Source organism: Microbacterium sp. JAI119 (assembly GCF_013410135.1).
GTDB classification, from domain to species: domain Bacteria; phylum Actinomycetota; class Actinomycetes; order Actinomycetales; family Microbacteriaceae; genus Microbacterium; species Microbacterium oxydans.
This window is the reverse complement of sequence record NZ_JACCCK010000002.1, coordinates 43,471-57,550: the sequence shown is the minus strand read 5'-3', so window position 1 is coordinate 57,550 and position 14,080 is coordinate 43,471. Positions and strand designations below refer to the sequence as shown.

The 14,080-nt window shown below is 68.5% G+C and carries 15 protein-coding genes and 1 tRNA gene; 9 read left to right on the top strand and 7 right to left on the bottom strand.

What is annotated here, in order from left to right; genetic code table 11:
• Positions 1 to 3 precede the first annotated feature (3 nt).
• Positions 4 to 2,004 carry a non-homologous end-joining DNA ligase gene (gene ligD / locus HDC31_RS11120; RefSeq protein ID WP_179516113.1) on the bottom strand — a complete coding sequence of 667 codons (2,001 nt, stop codon included), beginning with the start codon at positions 2,002 to 2,004 and terminating at the stop codon, positions 4 to 6.
• Positions 2,005 to 2,061: 57 nt separating this feature from the next.
• On the opposite strand from ligD, the gene HDC31_RS11115 reads away from it, so the two are divergent.
• Positions 2,062 to 2,871: a Ku protein gene (locus HDC31_RS11115; RefSeq protein WP_046748976.1), complete on the top strand. Its 810-nt coding sequence runs from the start codon at positions 2,062 to 2,064 to the stop codon at positions 2,869 to 2,871.
• Between the two features lie 10 nt (positions 2,872 to 2,881).
• Here the strand turns inward: HDC31_RS11115 and HDC31_RS11110 are convergent, their stop codons facing one another.
• Both HDC31_RS11110 and HDC31_RS11105 read right to left on the bottom strand, forming a co-directional pair.
• Entirely contained in the window at positions 2,882 to 3,661 is a 780-nt protein-coding gene (locus HDC31_RS11110) for a DedA family protein (RefSeq protein ID WP_058631818.1), read from the bottom strand.
• Positions 3,662 to 3,757: 96 nt separating this feature from the next.
• A tRNA-Leu gene (locus tag HDC31_RS11105) sits at positions 3,758 to 3,839 on the bottom strand.
• A gap of 153 nt (positions 3,840 to 3,992) precedes the next feature.
• Here HDC31_RS11105 and HDC31_RS11100 point away from each other — a divergent pair.
• From HDC31_RS11100 to HDC31_RS11070, 7 genes are read left to right on the top strand one after another with little or no spacing between them, the layout of a single operon-like run.
• Complete coding sequence (locus HDC31_RS11100; protein WP_308472275.1) at positions 3,993 to 5,183, top strand: ATPase, T2SS/T4P/T4SS family; 1,191 nt, start codon at positions 3,993 to 3,995, stop codon at positions 5,181 to 5,183.
• Positions 5,180 to 6,037, top strand: a complete 858-nt coding sequence (locus HDC31_RS11095) for a type II secretion system F family protein (RefSeq protein WP_179516112.1) — start codon at positions 5,180 to 5,182, stop codon at positions 6,035 to 6,037. Before HDC31_RS11100 ends, HDC31_RS11095 begins: the two co-directional genes overlap by 4 nt.
• 5 nt (positions 6,038 to 6,042) lie before the next feature.
• Positions 6,043 to 6,972, top strand: a complete 930-nt coding sequence (locus HDC31_RS11090; protein ID WP_257022128.1) for a type II secretion system F family protein — start codon at positions 6,043 to 6,045, stop codon at positions 6,970 to 6,972.
• A gap of 22 nt (positions 6,973 to 6,994) precedes the next feature.
• Positions 6,995 to 7,207, top strand: coding sequence for a hypothetical protein (locus HDC31_RS11085; protein WP_137772306.1), 213 nt, complete (start codon positions 6,995 to 6,997; stop codon positions 7,205 to 7,207).
• Between the two features lies 1 nt (position 7,208).
• A complete protein-coding gene (locus tag HDC31_RS11080; RefSeq protein WP_046748999.1) occupies positions 7,209 to 7,610 on the top strand; it encodes a TadE/TadG family type IV pilus assembly protein in 402 nt (133 codons plus the stop codon).
• On the top strand, positions 7,579 to 8,037 hold the full coding sequence (locus tag HDC31_RS11075) for a TadE family protein (RefSeq protein WP_113682009.1): 459 nt from the start codon (positions 7,579 to 7,581) through the stop codon (positions 8,035 to 8,037). Before HDC31_RS11080 ends, HDC31_RS11075 begins: the two co-directional genes overlap by 32 nt.
• Positions 8,034 to 8,471 carry a pilus assembly protein TadG-related protein gene (locus HDC31_RS11070; RefSeq protein WP_061018249.1) on the top strand — a complete coding sequence of 146 codons (438 nt, stop codon included), beginning with the start codon at positions 8,034 to 8,036 and terminating at the stop codon, positions 8,469 to 8,471. Before HDC31_RS11075 ends, HDC31_RS11070 begins: the two co-directional genes overlap by 4 nt.
• Before the next feature lie 9 nt (positions 8,472 to 8,480).
• On the opposite strand, the gene HDC31_RS11065 is transcribed toward HDC31_RS11070, so the two are convergent.
• Together HDC31_RS11065 and HDC31_RS11060 are read right to left on the bottom strand one after the other, a co-directional pair.
• A complete protein-coding gene (locus tag HDC31_RS11065; RefSeq protein ID WP_061018252.1) occupies positions 8,481 to 9,041 on the bottom strand; it encodes an NUDIX hydrolase in 561 nt (186 codons plus the stop codon).
• On the bottom strand, positions 9,038 to 10,297 hold the full coding sequence (locus HDC31_RS11060) for an MFS transporter (protein WP_061018259.1): 1,260 nt from the start codon (positions 10,295 to 10,297) through the stop codon (positions 9,038 to 9,040). The genes HDC31_RS11065 and HDC31_RS11060 overlap by 4 nt, the downstream gene beginning before the upstream one ends.
• Before the next feature lie 121 nt (positions 10,298 to 10,418).
• On the opposite strand from HDC31_RS11060, the gene prfB reads away from it, so the two are divergent.
• A complete protein-coding gene (gene prfB, locus HDC31_RS11055; RefSeq protein ID WP_046749003.1) occupies positions 10,419 to 11,528 on the top strand; it encodes a peptide chain release factor 2 in 1,110 nt (369 codons plus the stop codon).
• Positions 11,529 to 11,580: 52 nt separating this feature from the next.
• On the opposite strand, the gene HDC31_RS20000 is transcribed toward prfB, so the two are convergent.
• Both HDC31_RS20000 and HDC31_RS11045 read right to left on the bottom strand, forming a co-directional pair.
• Positions 11,581 to 12,675, bottom strand: coding sequence for a DUF2510 domain-containing protein (locus tag HDC31_RS20000; RefSeq protein ID WP_181800798.1), 1,095 nt, complete (start codon positions 12,673 to 12,675; stop codon positions 11,581 to 11,583).
• 198 nt (positions 12,676 to 12,873) lie between these two features.
• Positions 12,874 to 13,935 (bottom strand): DUF2510 domain-containing protein, encoded by a 1,062-nt coding sequence (locus tag HDC31_RS11045; protein WP_179516110.1) that lies wholly within the window; start codon positions 13,933 to 13,935, stop codon positions 12,874 to 12,876.
• Positions 13,936 to 14,080: the final 145 nt, after the last annotated feature.

Sequence of the window (14,080 nt, the reverse complement as noted above, 5' to 3'; positions counted from 1 at the left end):
GTTTCAGGAATCGACGGGGGTCTCGACAGTGATCTCCAGAGGACTCTTGTCCGGGCGGAGGCCTCGCCAACGGGCATGGCGGAGCACTCCGTCGGGCGTCCAGTTCGCGAACTCGACCTCGCCGACGACTTCGGGGCGCACCCAGAGCGCGTCGGAGGCATCAGGGGCGGGGACGCCGTCGAGGGGGGCATCGTCCACGCGAAGAGGGGTGAGCCGTGCGAGGAGGTCGCGCAGGATCCGATCGGTGAATCCGGTGCCCACACGGCCGACGTAGCGGAGCCGTCGCCGTCCCGATGAGGTGTCCGGAACGGCGAGAAGCAGCGATCCGAGCGTGCTCTCCCTGTCGCCTTTGCCCGGTCGGATACCCACGATCACGGCTTCCTGCATCCGGGTGTGCTTGAGCTTCAACCAGGAGGGTGAGCGCTGCCCCGGACGGTAGCGCGATCGCGGGTCCTTGACGACGACGCCCTCGAGACCGAACTCCCGGCTCGCGATGAGTGCCGCGTCGACGTCGTCGAACACGGGAGGGACCTGCACGGGAGCGTCGAGGCCGGCGATCACATCCTCGAGAAGTGTCCGTCTCTCCCGGAGCGGCAGGCCCGTGAGGTCGTGCCCATCGAGGCGGAGCAGGTCGAACAGCATGTAGACGATGGGAGTGCGGATCACCTCGCGCTCGATCTCGCGGGGGCGGGTGAGGTGCATCCGGTTCTGGAGGAGCGAGAAGCTCGGTCGGCTGTTGGCGTCGAACGCCACGATCTCCCCATCGACCACCGCGTCCTTCACCGGGAGGAAGGGGGCGCCGTCGGCGGTGAGCTCGGGGTAGCGGGCGGTGATGTCGGTGCCTCGACGCGCGTGCAGGAGCATCCGTCCGTCCACCCACGTGCCCACCGCGCGGATGCCGTCCCACTTGACCTCGACCCAGGAGGGATCGCTCAGCGCGCGCGCGGTTCCGGGGGTGCCGTTCTCGGCGAGCATCGGCGCCACCGATGCCACGGATGCCACCGATGCCACGGATGCCACGGATGCCGCGGATGGCGGGGCGGCGGGTGCGGCTGAGCTCCGGGGATATCGGTGGGAGCTCCGCGTCTTCGCGGGTTGCGGCAGCGGAGCCGTCATGGACGGGCGGAGCGTGGCGAGCGGATCGACTCCCGCGGCGGCGCGCTCGAGCACCTCATCGAGGTCGAGCTGGGCGAGATGCGGATCGGCGAGCTCGTCCCAGGTGCGAGGAGCGGCGACCCACGGCCGCGCACGGCCGCGGAGCGAGTAGGGGGAGATGGTGGTCTTCTTGCCGTTGTTCTGACTCCAGTCGAGGAAGACCTTGCCACCCCTGACCGCCTTCGCCATGACGCTGGTCGCAAGATCGGGGTGGTCGTTCTCGATCATGCGGGCGAGTTCTTTCACGACGGCGGAGACCTCGTCGCTCGTCTGCTCGCCGGGGAGTGAGGCATAGAGGTGGATGCCCTTGCTGCCACTGGTGACCGGCAGTGGATCGAGACCCATGTCCGACAGGATTCCACGGGCGATGCGGGCGACCTCGGCGCACTGCGGCAGTCCGACTCCCTCACCGGGGTCGAGGTCGAGGACGAGCCGATCAGGGTTTCCGGGAAGGCCTTCGGAGGAGAACCGCCACTGCGGCACATGCAGCTCGATCGCGGCGACCTGCGCGAGCCAGACGAGGGTGGGGACGTCGTCGACGAGCGGATACTCCTTGGGCCCGTCCGAGTGCTGGATCGCCTGCCGCGGGATCCACGACGGTGCCCCCGGTTCGAGCTGCTTCGTGAAGAACGCGTCAGCCGGCGCCTGCGCTGTTCCGACACCTTCCACCCATCGCTTGCGGGTGACGGGGCGGCCGTCGAGGAGGGGGAGCAGCAGAGGTGCGATGGCCGTGTAGTACGCGATGACCTCGCCCTTGGTGGTGCCGGTCTCGGGGTAGACGACCTTGTCGAGGTTCGTCACGCGCAGGCGGCGGCCGTCGACCTGGACGATCTGCGCATCTCCCACCATGGAGCCAGCGTAGTCAAGGGCTGGTCGTGACGGCTGTGGCTGGTGTCTACTGGTGTGATGAGGACGATCTGGAAGGGCGCACTGACGTTCGGGCTCGTGAACGTCCCGGTCAAGGTGTACTCCGCGACCGAGGACCACGACGTGCCGCTGCATCAGGTGCATGAGAAAGACGGCGGTCGCATCCGTTACCAGCGCACCTGCGAGGTCTGCGGAGAGACCGTCGCCTACGCCGACATCGACCGCGCGTACGTCGAGGAGGGCCAGACCGTCGTCCTCACGAAGGACGACCTCGCCGCGCTCCCCGCCGAGAAGAGCAGGGAGATCGACGTCGTGGAGTTCGTGCCTTCCGACCAGGTCGATCTGCTCACGCTCGACAAGCCGTACTACCTCGAACCCGATTCCAAGTCACCGAAGGCGTACGTCCTCCTGCGCAAGACGCTCGAGCAGACCGACCGCACGGCGATCGTGCGGTTCACCCTGCGGCAGAAGACGAGGCTCGCCGCGCTGCGCGTGCGGGGGAAAGTGCTCGTGCTGCAGACGCTGCTCTGGGCCGACGAGGTGCGCGAAGCGGCGTTCCCCGCGCTGGACGAGGATGTGCGGATCTCGAAGAAGGAGTTGGAGCTCTCGGCGTCGCTCGTGGACAGCTACTCGGCGGACTTCGATCCCGAGGAGTTCGTCGACGAGTACCAGAAGGAGCTCCGCACGCTGATCGACGCGAAGATCGAGGCAGGCGAGACGTTCGACGTCGCGGAGACCTTCGGCGAAGCCGAGAAGGCGGCCGAGGGCGGCGAGGTCATCGATCTCATGGAGGCTCTGCGTGCGAGTGTCGCCCGCTCGAAGGAGGAGCGCGCCAAGAACGCGGGCTGACCGACCGCGGTCAGTGCTTGCCGTCGCCGTCCAGGTCGGGAGCGCGGTCGAACACGTCGGCGTCGAGCACGAGCTCCTGCGCCTCCTCAGCGTCGGTGACGACGTCTTCCCCTGCTGCGGCAGCCTTCTTCGCCTTGTGGCGCTCCGACAGGTAGTGCCACAGCGTCACCAGCGCCGTGCCGCCGACGGCCGCGAGCAGGATGAGGTCGATGTAGTTCTCCACGAACGTCGCGACCGGCGGGATGAACCCGATGAGGTAGCCGAACATGGTGAGCCCGAAGCCCCACAGGATCGCACCGATCAGGTTGTAGAGCGTGTACTTGCGCCACGGCATGTGACCGACACCGGCGGCGACCGGGGCGAACGTGCGCACGATCGGCACGAAGCGCGCGAGGATCACGGTGATGCCTCCGAAGCGCTCGAAGAACGCGTTCGTGCGCTCGACGTTCTTCTTGCTGAAGAGTCCCGACTCCTTGCGCTCGAACACGGCCGGTCCGCCCTTGTGCCCGATCACATAGCCGACCTCGCCGCCGACGAAGGCCGCGAGGCCGATGAGCAGGGCGACCCACCAGACGTTGATGCCGAAGACACCGTGCTCGGAACCCGCGATCGGGTGCGAGAGAAGGCCCGCGATCACGAGCAGCGTGTCGCCGGGAAGCAGGAAACCGACGAGCAGACCGGTCTCCGCGAAGACGATGAAGCACACCACGAGGAGCGCCCACGGCCCGGCGGTCCCGATGATCGTGGCGGGGTCCAGCCAGGGGATGAGAGCGGTCGGTGCGTGCAGCATGGTTTCGAGCACTGGGAGAGTCCCGTCGGTCGCGATTGGTCGGCGGTGTAACAGAGCGATGTCATGGCGACCTGAGAAGGCTGCCGTCGTCTCTCGTGCGGAAGGTGGGACTTGAACCCACACGCCCTGGGGCACAGGAACCTAAATCCTGCGTGTCTGCCAATTCCACCACTCCCGCGCGGTGGGATAAGTCTACTGATCGCCGAAACCGGGTATCTGGGGATCCGCCCGCAGTCCGAGCCGGGCCGGGAGTCTGCGGAGGGGATGGGACTCCAGGTCGGCTTGTGGATAACTTCGGAGGCCGCGCGTCGAATGTTGCGAGGATGCCTGAGTGATTCGTCCGTCCGCCCTCGTCGCCGAGCGTGTGCGTTCGCGTCTGCGCGCCGAGGGCATCGACCCGTCGATCGATCCGGACGGGGCCTGGCGCATCGCCCACGCCGAGGTCCGCCGACACGACGATCTCGCCCTCGCCCGCGGTGAGGCGTTGATCGACGATGAGGCCGCATGCGTGCGGGAGGTCCTGGCGACCTTGAGCGGATTCGGCGCGCTGCAGCCGCTGCTCGACGATCCACAGGTCGAGGAGATCTGGCTGAACGGCGCAGGGCACGTGCACGTCGCGCGCGAGGGCACGGCCGAGCGGACCGACGTCGTGCTCGATGAGGTGTCGGTGCGCGACCTCGTCGAGAGGATGCTCCAGTCAACGGGGCGGCGAGTCGACATCAGCCAGCCGTTCGTCGACGCTTCGCTGCCGGACGGGTCCCGTCTGCACGTAGCCATCGCCGATGTAGTGCGCGGTTCGTGGGCTGTCAACATCCGCAAGTTCCTCCCGAAGTACCGATCCCTCGCACTGCTGACGGATCAGGGCATGATGCCTCGCGGTGTCGCGGATCAGCTGCGCGTGGCGATGGACGCCGGCCGCAGCGTGATCGTCTCCGGAGCGACGCACGCAGGCAAGACGACGATGCTCGCCGCGCTGCTGGCTTCCTGCGCCGACACCCAGCGCATCGTGACAGTCGAGGAGACGTTCGAGCTGGCCGTTCACGGACCCGATCTCGTCTCACTCCAGGGACGCCAGGCGAGCCTGGAGGGTACGGGGGAGATCACGTTGCGGCGACTGGTGAAGGAGGCGCTGCGTATGCGACCGGACCGTCTCGTCGTAGGCGAGGTCCGGGACGCGGAAGCCCTGGACCTCGTGCTCGCCCTCAACACGGGGGTTCCCGGCGCCTGCACCGTGCATGCGAACTCCGCGGCGGAGGCGATCGAGAAGCTGACGATCCTCCCGCTCCTGGCCGGGCGCAACATCGACCGCGCGTTCATCGCGCCCGCGCTCGCCGCGTCGATCGACCTGGTCGTGCACTGCGTTCGAGACCGGGCAGGTCGGCGATACGTCCAAGAGGTCATCGCACCGACCGGTGACGTCGACGAAGGCAGAGTCCGGACCGAGCAGGTGTACCGGGTGGCAGACCGCAGGGATGTCGTCGTGGAGCGCATCGCCGCTCGCCGGGTCGGAGCCTCATCGTGACGGTCTTCGTCGGTGCCCTCCTCGCGGCGGGGGTGCTGCTGTGCGTCTCCCCGTGGATGTGGCCGCCTTCCGACGATGCCGTGATGACGATGAGGCAGGGGCGACTCGCCCGTCTGATCGAGGAAGCGGGCATGGAGGGGCTGTCGCAACGTGGACTCCTCGCCATCGTCGTCGTAACCGGACTGATGACGGCATCGGGTGCATGGCTGCTGACGGGGATCCCCGTGCTCTCCGTGCTGGCCGGTCTTGCAGGCGCAACTGCGCCGATCGTGTTCGTGCGAGGGCGACGGATGCGCCTGCGACGGTTGCGTCGCCAGCTCTGGCCGGACGTGTGCGATCTGCTGATCGCGTCGATCCGCGTTGGCTTGTCGCTTCCCGACGCGGTGGCCGGTCTGGCGGAGTCCGCGCCGAAGATGCTGCGGCCGGCGTTCATCGTGTTCGCGCGGGACCTGCGGGCGAGCGGCAGGTTCGAGACCAGCCTCGATCGACTCAAGACGACGCTGTCCGACCCCATCGGCGACCGCATCGCCGAGACGCTGCGGATGGCGCGTCAGGTGGGCGGCACCGAGCTCATCAGCGTATTGCGGGCACTCTCCAGCTCGGTGCGGGCGGACGCGGCTCTCCGTGGGGAGGTCGAGGCGCGGCAATCCTGGATCCGCGGTGCCGCCGTCCTCGGTGCCGTCGCCCCGTGGGTGATCCTCGGCCTGCTCGTGCTCCGACCGGAAGGGGCGGCGGCGTACGGCACTCCCGAAGGCGTGCTCGTGATCTGTCTGGGCGCGGCCGTCTCTGTGGTCGCCTTCCACATCATGGTCCGCATCGGTCGACTCCCCGAGCCTCGGCGGTGGTTCGGATGAGCGGGATGACGGCTCTCGCGAGCGCCGTCCTGATCGGGTGCGGCTTCGCCGCCGGGGTGCTGAGCGCGCTTTCCGCGCTTCCACGGTGGAGGGCGGCATCGCTGGCCGTACGGATCGGTCCTTACGTGCGCGACGTCGTCGCCGATGATCGTCTGCCACGAGGTGTCCTCCCGGCCGCGGGCGCGCTGCCCGCGAGTTCGCGGACGCTGTGGGAACGCGCACGAAATGCGTTCGAGAGTCTGCTCGGCGGGGGAGAGCCCCTCCGCCGGCGTCTGGCACAAGCCGGCGTGCGGACCGACCCTGCGGCGTTCCGCGGCAGGCAGCTCGGGTGGGGCCTCGCCGGGATAGGGGTGGGGGCGATCGGGGTGACCGTGCTCGCACTCACGGGCCGCCTCTCCGTGCCGACGGGCGTGCTGCCTCTGCTGTGCGGGGCGGCGGCGGCCGCCGCCTACGACCTGCAGCTCTCCGCGCGGGCCAAGGCGCGACGGGTGCGGCTCACGGATGAACTGCCGACGACACTCGAGTTCCTGGCCCTCTGTCTTTCCGCGGGGGAGGGGTTCCTCGATTCGCTGCGCCGGGTGTCCGAGGGGGGCTCCGGCGAACTGACCGCCGAACTGCGTCACGTGGTGCTCGCCGTGGGCACCGGGTCGCCGCTGGCCGACGCGCTGAACGAGATGGCGCGACGTCTGCAGCTTCCCGGCCTGTCACGTGTCGTGGATCAGGTGATCGCCGCACTCGAGCACGGTGCACCGCTCGCCGCAGTGCTGCATGCCCAGGCGTCGGATGCACGGGAGGACGCGAAGCGTGTGCTGATCGAGCAGGCGGGGCGCAAGGAGATCCTGATGCTCCTCCCGCTCGTCTTCCTGATACTTCCGCTCTCCGTGCTCTTCGCCGTCTATCCCGGGCTCTTCATCCTCCGTCTCGGCATCGGCTGACCCCTCAACGAAAGGATCCACCATGACGACACCCACCTGTGACCGCGGGCGACTCACATCGACGGGAACCACTGCTCGGCTCCGCGCATTCTTCGCGGATGAAACCGGGGACGTCCCCGGCTGGGTCCTTGTCACGTTGATGACCGCCGGGTTGGTGGTGCTCATCTGGGCCGTCGCGGGCCCCGCGCTCACGTCGCTGTTCGAGCAGGCGATCCAGCGGGTGTCGGGACTCTGAGATGGACGACCGGCGTGTGTGCGCGGATGATCGCGGGTCGGCTCCGGTGGAGTTCGTGCTCGTGGGCACCCTCCTGACCGCGCTCACGCTCGCGGTGCTGCAGCTCGCATTCGCGGTGTACGTGCGCAACGTGGTCCACGATGCCGCCGTCGAGGGGGCCTACCACGCTGCACTCGCCGACACGACGCCGCAGGAGGGCGTGGATGTCACCCGGGAGGTCATCTCGCGCGCGGTCGGGTCGGAGTACGCCGATGACGTCCGCATCGGAGTCTCCGGTATCGCACCGCACGAGACGGTCGACGTCCGAGTCCGTACGACGTTCCCCCTGCTGGGGTTGATCGGCATTCCCCTCGCGATGGAGGTGGAGGCGCATGCACCTGCCGAGACGTTCGGGGAGGAATGACGAGGGATCGGCTGCCCTCGAGTTCATCGCAGCCGGGGTGATCCTGCTGGTCCCGCTCATCTACCTCGTGATCGCGCTCGGCACCATCCAGGAGCAGACCTTCGGAGCGGAGGCGGCAGCGCGGCACATCGCCCGTGTGATCGCCCGTGCTCCGGACGCGACGACGGCCGCGGAACGGAGCGACGCTGTGCTCGCCGGCATCGTCGAGGAGTACGGTCTGGACGAGGACACGGTCGACCTGACGCTCTCCTGCACACCGCAGTCTCTCGAGTGCCCGGCGGCTGGCGCGACGATCGTCGTCTCCGTCTCCACGCGGGTACGGCTGCCCCTGATGCCGGAGGTGATCGGCCTCGACAGGTCAACCGCCGTCGCCGTTCAGGCCGAGGCCGTGCAGAAGATGTCCAGACAGTGGGGTACCGAACGGTGACGCCGGGCCGTCGCACCCTCGGCGCCGGGATCGAGCACGACGAGGGGAGTGTGCTGCTCCTCACACTCGGGTATGTGCTGCTCGCGCTGGCCGTGCTCTTCGTGTGTGTCTGTGCCACCGACCTTTACATCGCCCAGAAGCGGTTGGATGCGCTCGCCGATTCCGCAGCGCTCGCCGGGGCTGACGGGTTCACGCTGGTGGTTCGCGACGGCGGCGCGCGAGCCGAGCTGACCGACGCCGGTGTCGAAGAACAGGCCGCGTCGCTCGTGGTAGCGGTGCCGGGCGATGCTTCGCTCACCGCTGCCGGAACGCCCGACGGCGTCACGGCGCGCGTCACCGTCGCCGCACAATGGCATCCGCCGTTGGTATCCGTGTTCGTGCCTGACGGAGTCCCGCTCGAGTCGACGGCCACCAGCCGCACGGCGCTGCGGTGAGAACCCCGCTCAGCGGGGGCTCTGCAGCTGCGTGAGCAGTCCGGTGAGACGGGGCACGAGCTGGGGTGGCACCTCCGCTGGCAGGGCATCGACGGGCCACCAGCGTAGGTCCTCCGACTCCTCGCTCACGGTGAGCGCCGACTCTCGGTCGACCACGACGGCGATCCCGATGTCGAGGTGCGAGGCGCATGCGCCGAAGCGCGAAGACAGGCCGTGGTGGTCGAGGTCATAGGCGAGCGGCGGGTTCACCGGGTCCACCACGATGCCGGTCTCCTCACGCAGCTCCCGCAGCGCGCCGGCCATGACCGATGCGTCGCCGTCCTCGACGTGGCCTCCCGGTTGCACCCAGAACTGCCCCTTGCGGTGGAACACCAGCAGCGTGTGCTGGAACGTGGCATCGAACACCACACATGATGCCGTGAGGTGGTCAGGGCCTGCCTCACGGTGCACAGGCCCGCCGTCGGCATCGAAGAACGAGGCGAAGTCCGCCTGCGCTGCGCGGTCTCGTGCGGATCGGGGGACGAAGGTCGAGACGAGGCGATGAGCATCCGCCTCGAGGTTCGGGATCATTCCGGGTCTCCTTCCGGTGGCTCTTCGCTGGACTCGGGTCGTGCTCGGGGGACGAACTGCGGGATCCAGCGCAGGAAGCCGAGAGCACCCACCAGGCCGATGACGCCCATGGCGGCCGCGGCGAACGGGAGCGAAGCCACGGCCGTGATCCCCGAGACGAGCAGCGGGGCGATCGCGCCGCCGGCATCGGTGAGCGTGCGCCACGAACCGAGGAAGGCGGCGGGATCCCGCTTCGGCGCGACATCCGCCCCCAGAGTCAGCAGGATGCCGCTGGACAGTCCGTTGCCGACGCCCAGGACAGCGGCGAACATGCCGAACCACAGCACAGCCGCATCCCCGTCGTGCGTGAACGACAGCGCCAGGAAACCCGCTCCCATGAGCACCATCGCCGGCATCGCCGCCCACAGCCGGCCGAAGCGGTCCATCACCTGGCCGCTCGCATAGAAGAGCGCGAAGTCGATGGCCCCGGAGACGCCGACGACGAGGGAGATGGTCGAGGCGTCCAACCCCAGGGACAGCCCCCACAGGGGGAGCACGACCTGGCGGGCCGACCGGACGGCGGAGAGCGAAGCGGCGGCGAGGCCGAGGCGTCCGAGCACCGCACGCTGGCGCCACATCGTCTGGAAGATGCCGAGGCGCTCGACCGTGGGGATCGAACCGCTCACGGCCTCGCCGGAGTCCTCCGCATAGCGCTCGCGCGTGGCCGTCGTGACCGGCGGGACCATCTTCTCCGGATCGGGCCCGAAGAGGACCAGCGCGACCATCACCACGAGGCAGCCGAGGAAGAACCAGATCGCTGCGCTCTCGCTGCCGAAGAGCTGAAGCAGTCCTGCCGCGATGAACGGACCGACGAAGATGCCGAGGCGGAAGCTCCCGCCGAGCAGCGAGAGCGACCGCGCGCGGAAGGCGACAGGAACCCGCGTGGTCATGAACGCATGCCGGGCGAGGCCGAAGGCCGCCGCGCAGATGCCCAGCAGGAACACCGAAGCCGCCAGCACACCGAGCGACGGCGCGAACACCATTCCGATGCCGGCGACGATCGAGATCACCCCGGCGATCACCATGGTGTAGCGCTCGCCGATCCTGCCGACCGCCCATCCGGCGGGGAGGTTCCCGCACAGCTGGCCGATGACGAGGCAGGAGGCGACGAGGGCGGCGAACGCCACGTCCGCTCCCATGGAGACGGCGAGCACCGGGATGAGCGGGATCACCGCACCCTCGCCGAGCGAGAACAGGATCGTCGGCAGATACACCATCGGTCCGAACTGCCGAAGGACCGTCGATGCGCTGCTCACGACTTCACGCTACTCCCGTTGCCCGGAGCTCCCGGACGATGGCGTCCCCGTGCGGGCAGGCGGCACGTTAGGCTGAGGTGTCATGCTCGAACTAGATCTCTCCGCCGAAATCCAGGCGCTCAGGCACACCTTCGGCGACATCAGCGAGGTCGTCGATGTCTCCCGTCTCCGCGACGACATCGCGCGTCTCAGCGAGGAGGCCGGCGCTCCCGACCTCTGGGACGACACCGAGAACGCGCAGAAGGTGACCAGCGCCCTCAGCCACCGCCAGTCGGAGCTCGCCCGCATCACCGGCATCGCCCAGCGTCTCGACGACCTGGAAGTGCTGGTCGGTCTCGCGAACGAGATGGGCGACGAGGACTCAGCGCAGGAGGCCCGCACGGAGCTCGCTGCGCTGACCGATCTGATCAACCAGCTCGAGGTGCAGACGCTCCTCGACGGCGAATACGACGAGCGCTCCGCGATCATCACGATCCGCTCCGGGGCCGGCGGCGATGACGCCACGGACTTCGCCGAGATGCTGATGCGCATGTACCTGCGCTGGGCCGAGCGGCACAAGTACCCCGTCAAGGTCATGGACACGTCTTACGCGGAGGGCGCCGGCATCAAGTCCGCGACCTTCGAGATCGACGCTCCCTACGCCTTCGGCACCATCTCGGTCGAGGCCGGAACGCATCGTCTCGCCCGCATCAGTCCGTTCGGCTCCGCCGACAAGCGGCAGACGTCGTTCGCCGCCGTCGAGGTCATCCCGCTGATGGAAGAGGCCACAGAGGTCGACATCCCGGAGAGCGACATCCGCGTCGACGTGTTCCGCTCCTCCGGCCCGGGTGGGCAGTCGGTCAACACGACAGACTCCGCCGTGCGCCTCACGCACCTCCCGACCGGCATCGTCGTGTCGATGCAGAACGAGAAGTCGCAGATCCAGAACCGTGCCGCCGCCATGCGCGTGCTGCAGACGCGACTCCTGCTGCTGCAGAAGGAGCAGGAGGCTGCGAAGAAGAAGGAACTCGCGGGCAACATCACCGCGAGCTGGGGCGATCAGATGCGCTCGTACTTCCTCTACGGCCAGCAGCTGGTCAAGGACCTCCGCACCGGCCAGGAATCCGGCAATCCGGCTGCGGTGTTCGACGGCGACCTCGACGACTTCATCTCGGCGGGTATCCGCTGGCGCAAGCGCAAGACCGAGGACTGAGTCCACGAAGAAGGCCCCGGAGCGATCCGGGGCCTTCTTCGTATCGTTGTGGTCAGCGACCGGAGTCCCGCAGGGTGCCGGTCACATCGTCATAGCTGAAGAGGATGCACTGCACGGTGCGGTCCCCCTCCCGGATCCACGTGCCCTTCGTCGGCTGGTAGTTGTAGAAGTCGAGCTCCGAGGCCTCGTACGAGGTGCCGACGTACGCCTGGAACGCCTCGTAGCAGCCGTTCCACGCGGTCTCGGTGAGGGCGTCGTCGCCCGGGAACTCACCGTCTTCCACGTCGTAGATGAAAAAGACCTCGTCGGTGTGCGGCTGCTCGCAGGGCACGACGGGCAGCTCGAAGACGAGCTCGTCCTCGTCGTACACGACCAGGGGCAGACAGTCACCGACCTCGAGATCGGCGAAGGTCGTCATCTCGGCGCCCTCGATCGCGGACGGGTCCGGACGTTCCGTGGACGTGCCTCCATCCGTCGGCCGTTCGCTCGGGATCGCGGACGAAGCACCGTCCGACGATGTCGCGGCGAGCAGCAGCAGCGACACGGCAGCCGCGAGCACGGCTCCGATCACAGCGAGGGCGAGACCGGTGATGCCCGGCCACTTCCGCCCGCGCAGGAACAGGGAGACGAGCGACATCACGAACCCGACGGCGAGGAGTGCCCACCCGGCGATCGCGATCACGGGGATGCATGCGCAGACGACGCCGATGACCACGGCTGCCAGGCCGATGATGCCCACGACAGGGACGCCGGGGCGGGCTTGCGGGGTGGAAGGCGTGGGCCACGAGGCTGCCGGATACCCGCCGTATGGAGCGGAGATCGCACCGTTCGAGGGCACCGTCCCGGCGGGGAAGGCAGGCATCTGGTGCGCGAGCGTGTACGGCGGGGCGAAGGGCGCGGGTTCGAGGTCGGCCACGGTCCCGAGGGGCTGACCCGTGGCGGCGGTCGTCGGGACCCCGGGGTCCGTCGCCGCTGCGGGCGCCGTCGGGTCAGCAGCGACGTGCGCGTCCTCGGCAGTCGAGGTCGTGACCTCCGATTCCGTGACGGCAGCGGGGTGCCCGGTGACGACATGCTCCGTCCAGCTCAGCCCATCCCACCACCGTCGGTTCCCGGAGCCGTCGTCGTACCAGCCGGCAGGTGTTGTCATCAGGCGTTCCCGTGCGTCTTTCTCGGTCGGCGATTGCGTGGTGAGGTCGTCCTCGCGACGCCGGCCGTTCTGCGAGGGGCGGCCGTCAAAGATGACGGTAGCGCCGGGGACGCCCCTGTGTCGAATACCGGTTAGATCACACGAAGAAGGCCTCGAGAGCATTGCCCTCGAGGCCTTCTTGAATTGAGCTGACGTCGCTCAGGGAACGAGGCAGGCCGTGATCGCCTCGGTATCGCTGAGCACCTCGGCGACACCGTACAGAGCGTCCGTGTCGGTGAGATTGCCGTCGCTGTCCGCGATCGTGCGCAACGTCGCGTTGTCGAGATCCGAGGCCACGAGCAGATCGGCGAGGCAGGACACCTGGGGCTCCGTGTACCCCTCAGCGCCCGACGAGGCGAGGATGGCGGTCAGTCCCTGCGCCACTTCCGGCGAGGTCGGACGCACACCGGCGTCGGGCCCCTCGCTCTCCGGCGGTGCCGATGCCTCGATCGAGGGGGAGGAGGTGGGCAGCTTGTCGATCTCCTCGCTCACGCCCTGTGCGAAGGCGAAGAGGTAGACGAACGACATGATGATCCCGATGATGGTGCCGACGACCGCGAGGACGAGGCCCGCGATGCCCGGCCACTTCTTGCCCTTCAGGAAGAGCGAGATCAGCGAGACGACGAAGGCGGCCGCGAGCAGCACGAAGCCGATGAACCCGACGACCGGGATGAAGACCAGGATCGTGCCGAGCGCAGCGACACCGAGACCGACGAGCCCCAGGACCGAGAGCTTCTTCGGCTCCTCGGAGACCGGCTGCCCGTAGGGGGCAGCGGTGGGGTAGCCCGTCGTGGTGCCGGGGTAGGCGGGTGCGACGCCGGGGTAGGCGTCCGTGGACTGTCCGGGCGCGGCTGCCGGGTATGCGGGAGGGGCCGCCGGCGCGGAGTAGGCGCCGAGGTCGTCGCCGAGCGGGGTCGTCGCGGCGGTCGCACCCGCAGCATCGACATCGCCCTGGTCCGCGGCGGCCGACGAGCCGCGCTCCTCGGGAATGATCACCGTCTCCTCGGACGGACGGATCACCGTGTCTTCGATCACCGTGTCTCCGATCACCGTCTCCTCGATGACCGTGTCCTCGATCGGCGTGGTCTCGGAGACGTTCGGCTCCTCAGAGGCCGACCCCGCATCCGTCGCCTCAGGGGCGAAGTGCTCCGTCCACTGCTGGCCGTCCCACCAGCGCTGCCGTCCGGATCCGTCGTCGTACCAACCTGCAGGTGTCGTCATGGCTCCCCCTCGAAAGAATTCGGCGACCGCTTCGTGCGGTCGGCATCTTCATGTATAGCAGTGGCAGGTGACGCGGCAGTGGCGTGTGCATGGGGAGCAATCCCCATCCGGGCGGAGGGCGGACGTGCCTGTGCGGGGTGTCGCT

Bases quoted from the DNA above. Each gene is read 5' to 3' on its own strand.
- HDC31_RS11115 (WP_046748976.1), top strand. From the start codon at position 2,062: ATGAGGACGATCTGGAAGGGCGCACTGACGTTCGGGCTCGTGAACGTC.
- HDC31_RS11110 (WP_058631818.1), bottom strand. From the start codon at position 3,661: ATGCTGCACGCACCGACCGCTCTCATCCCCTGGCTGGACCCCGCCACG.
- ligD (WP_179516113.1), bottom strand. From the start codon at position 2,004: ATGGTGGGAGATGCGCAGATCGTCCAGGTCGACGGCCGCCGCCTGCGC.
- HDC31_RS11075 (WP_113682009.1), top strand. From the start codon at position 7,579: ATGCACCTGCCGAGACGTTCGGGGAGGAATGACGAGGGATCGGCTGCC.
- HDC31_RS11085 (WP_137772306.1), top strand. From the start codon at position 6,995: ATGACGACACCCACCTGTGACCGCGGGCGACTCACATCGACGGGAACC.
- HDC31_RS11060 (WP_061018259.1), bottom strand. From the start codon at position 10,297: ATGGTGTATCTGCCGACGATCCTGTTCTCGCTCGGCGAGGGTGCGGTG.
- HDC31_RS20000 (WP_181800798.1), bottom strand. From the start codon at position 12,675: ATGACAACACCTGCCGGCTGGTACGACGACGGCTCCGGGAACCGACGG.
- HDC31_RS11065 (WP_061018252.1), bottom strand. From the start codon at position 9,041: ATGATCCCGAACCTCGAGGCGGATGCTCATCGCCTCGTCTCGACCTTC.
- prfB (WP_046749003.1), top strand. From the start codon at position 10,419: ATGCTCGAACTAGATCTCTCCGCCGAAATCCAGGCGCTCAGGCACACC.
- HDC31_RS11080 (WP_046748999.1), top strand. From the start codon at position 7,209: ATGGACGACCGGCGTGTGTGCGCGGATGATCGCGGGTCGGCTCCGGTG.
- HDC31_RS11045 (WP_179516110.1), bottom strand. From the start codon at position 13,935: ATGACGACACCTGCAGGTTGGTACGACGACGGATCCGGACGGCAGCGC.
- HDC31_RS11090 (WP_257022128.1), top strand. From the start codon at position 6,043: ATGACGGCTCTCGCGAGCGCCGTCCTGATCGGGTGCGGCTTCGCCGCC.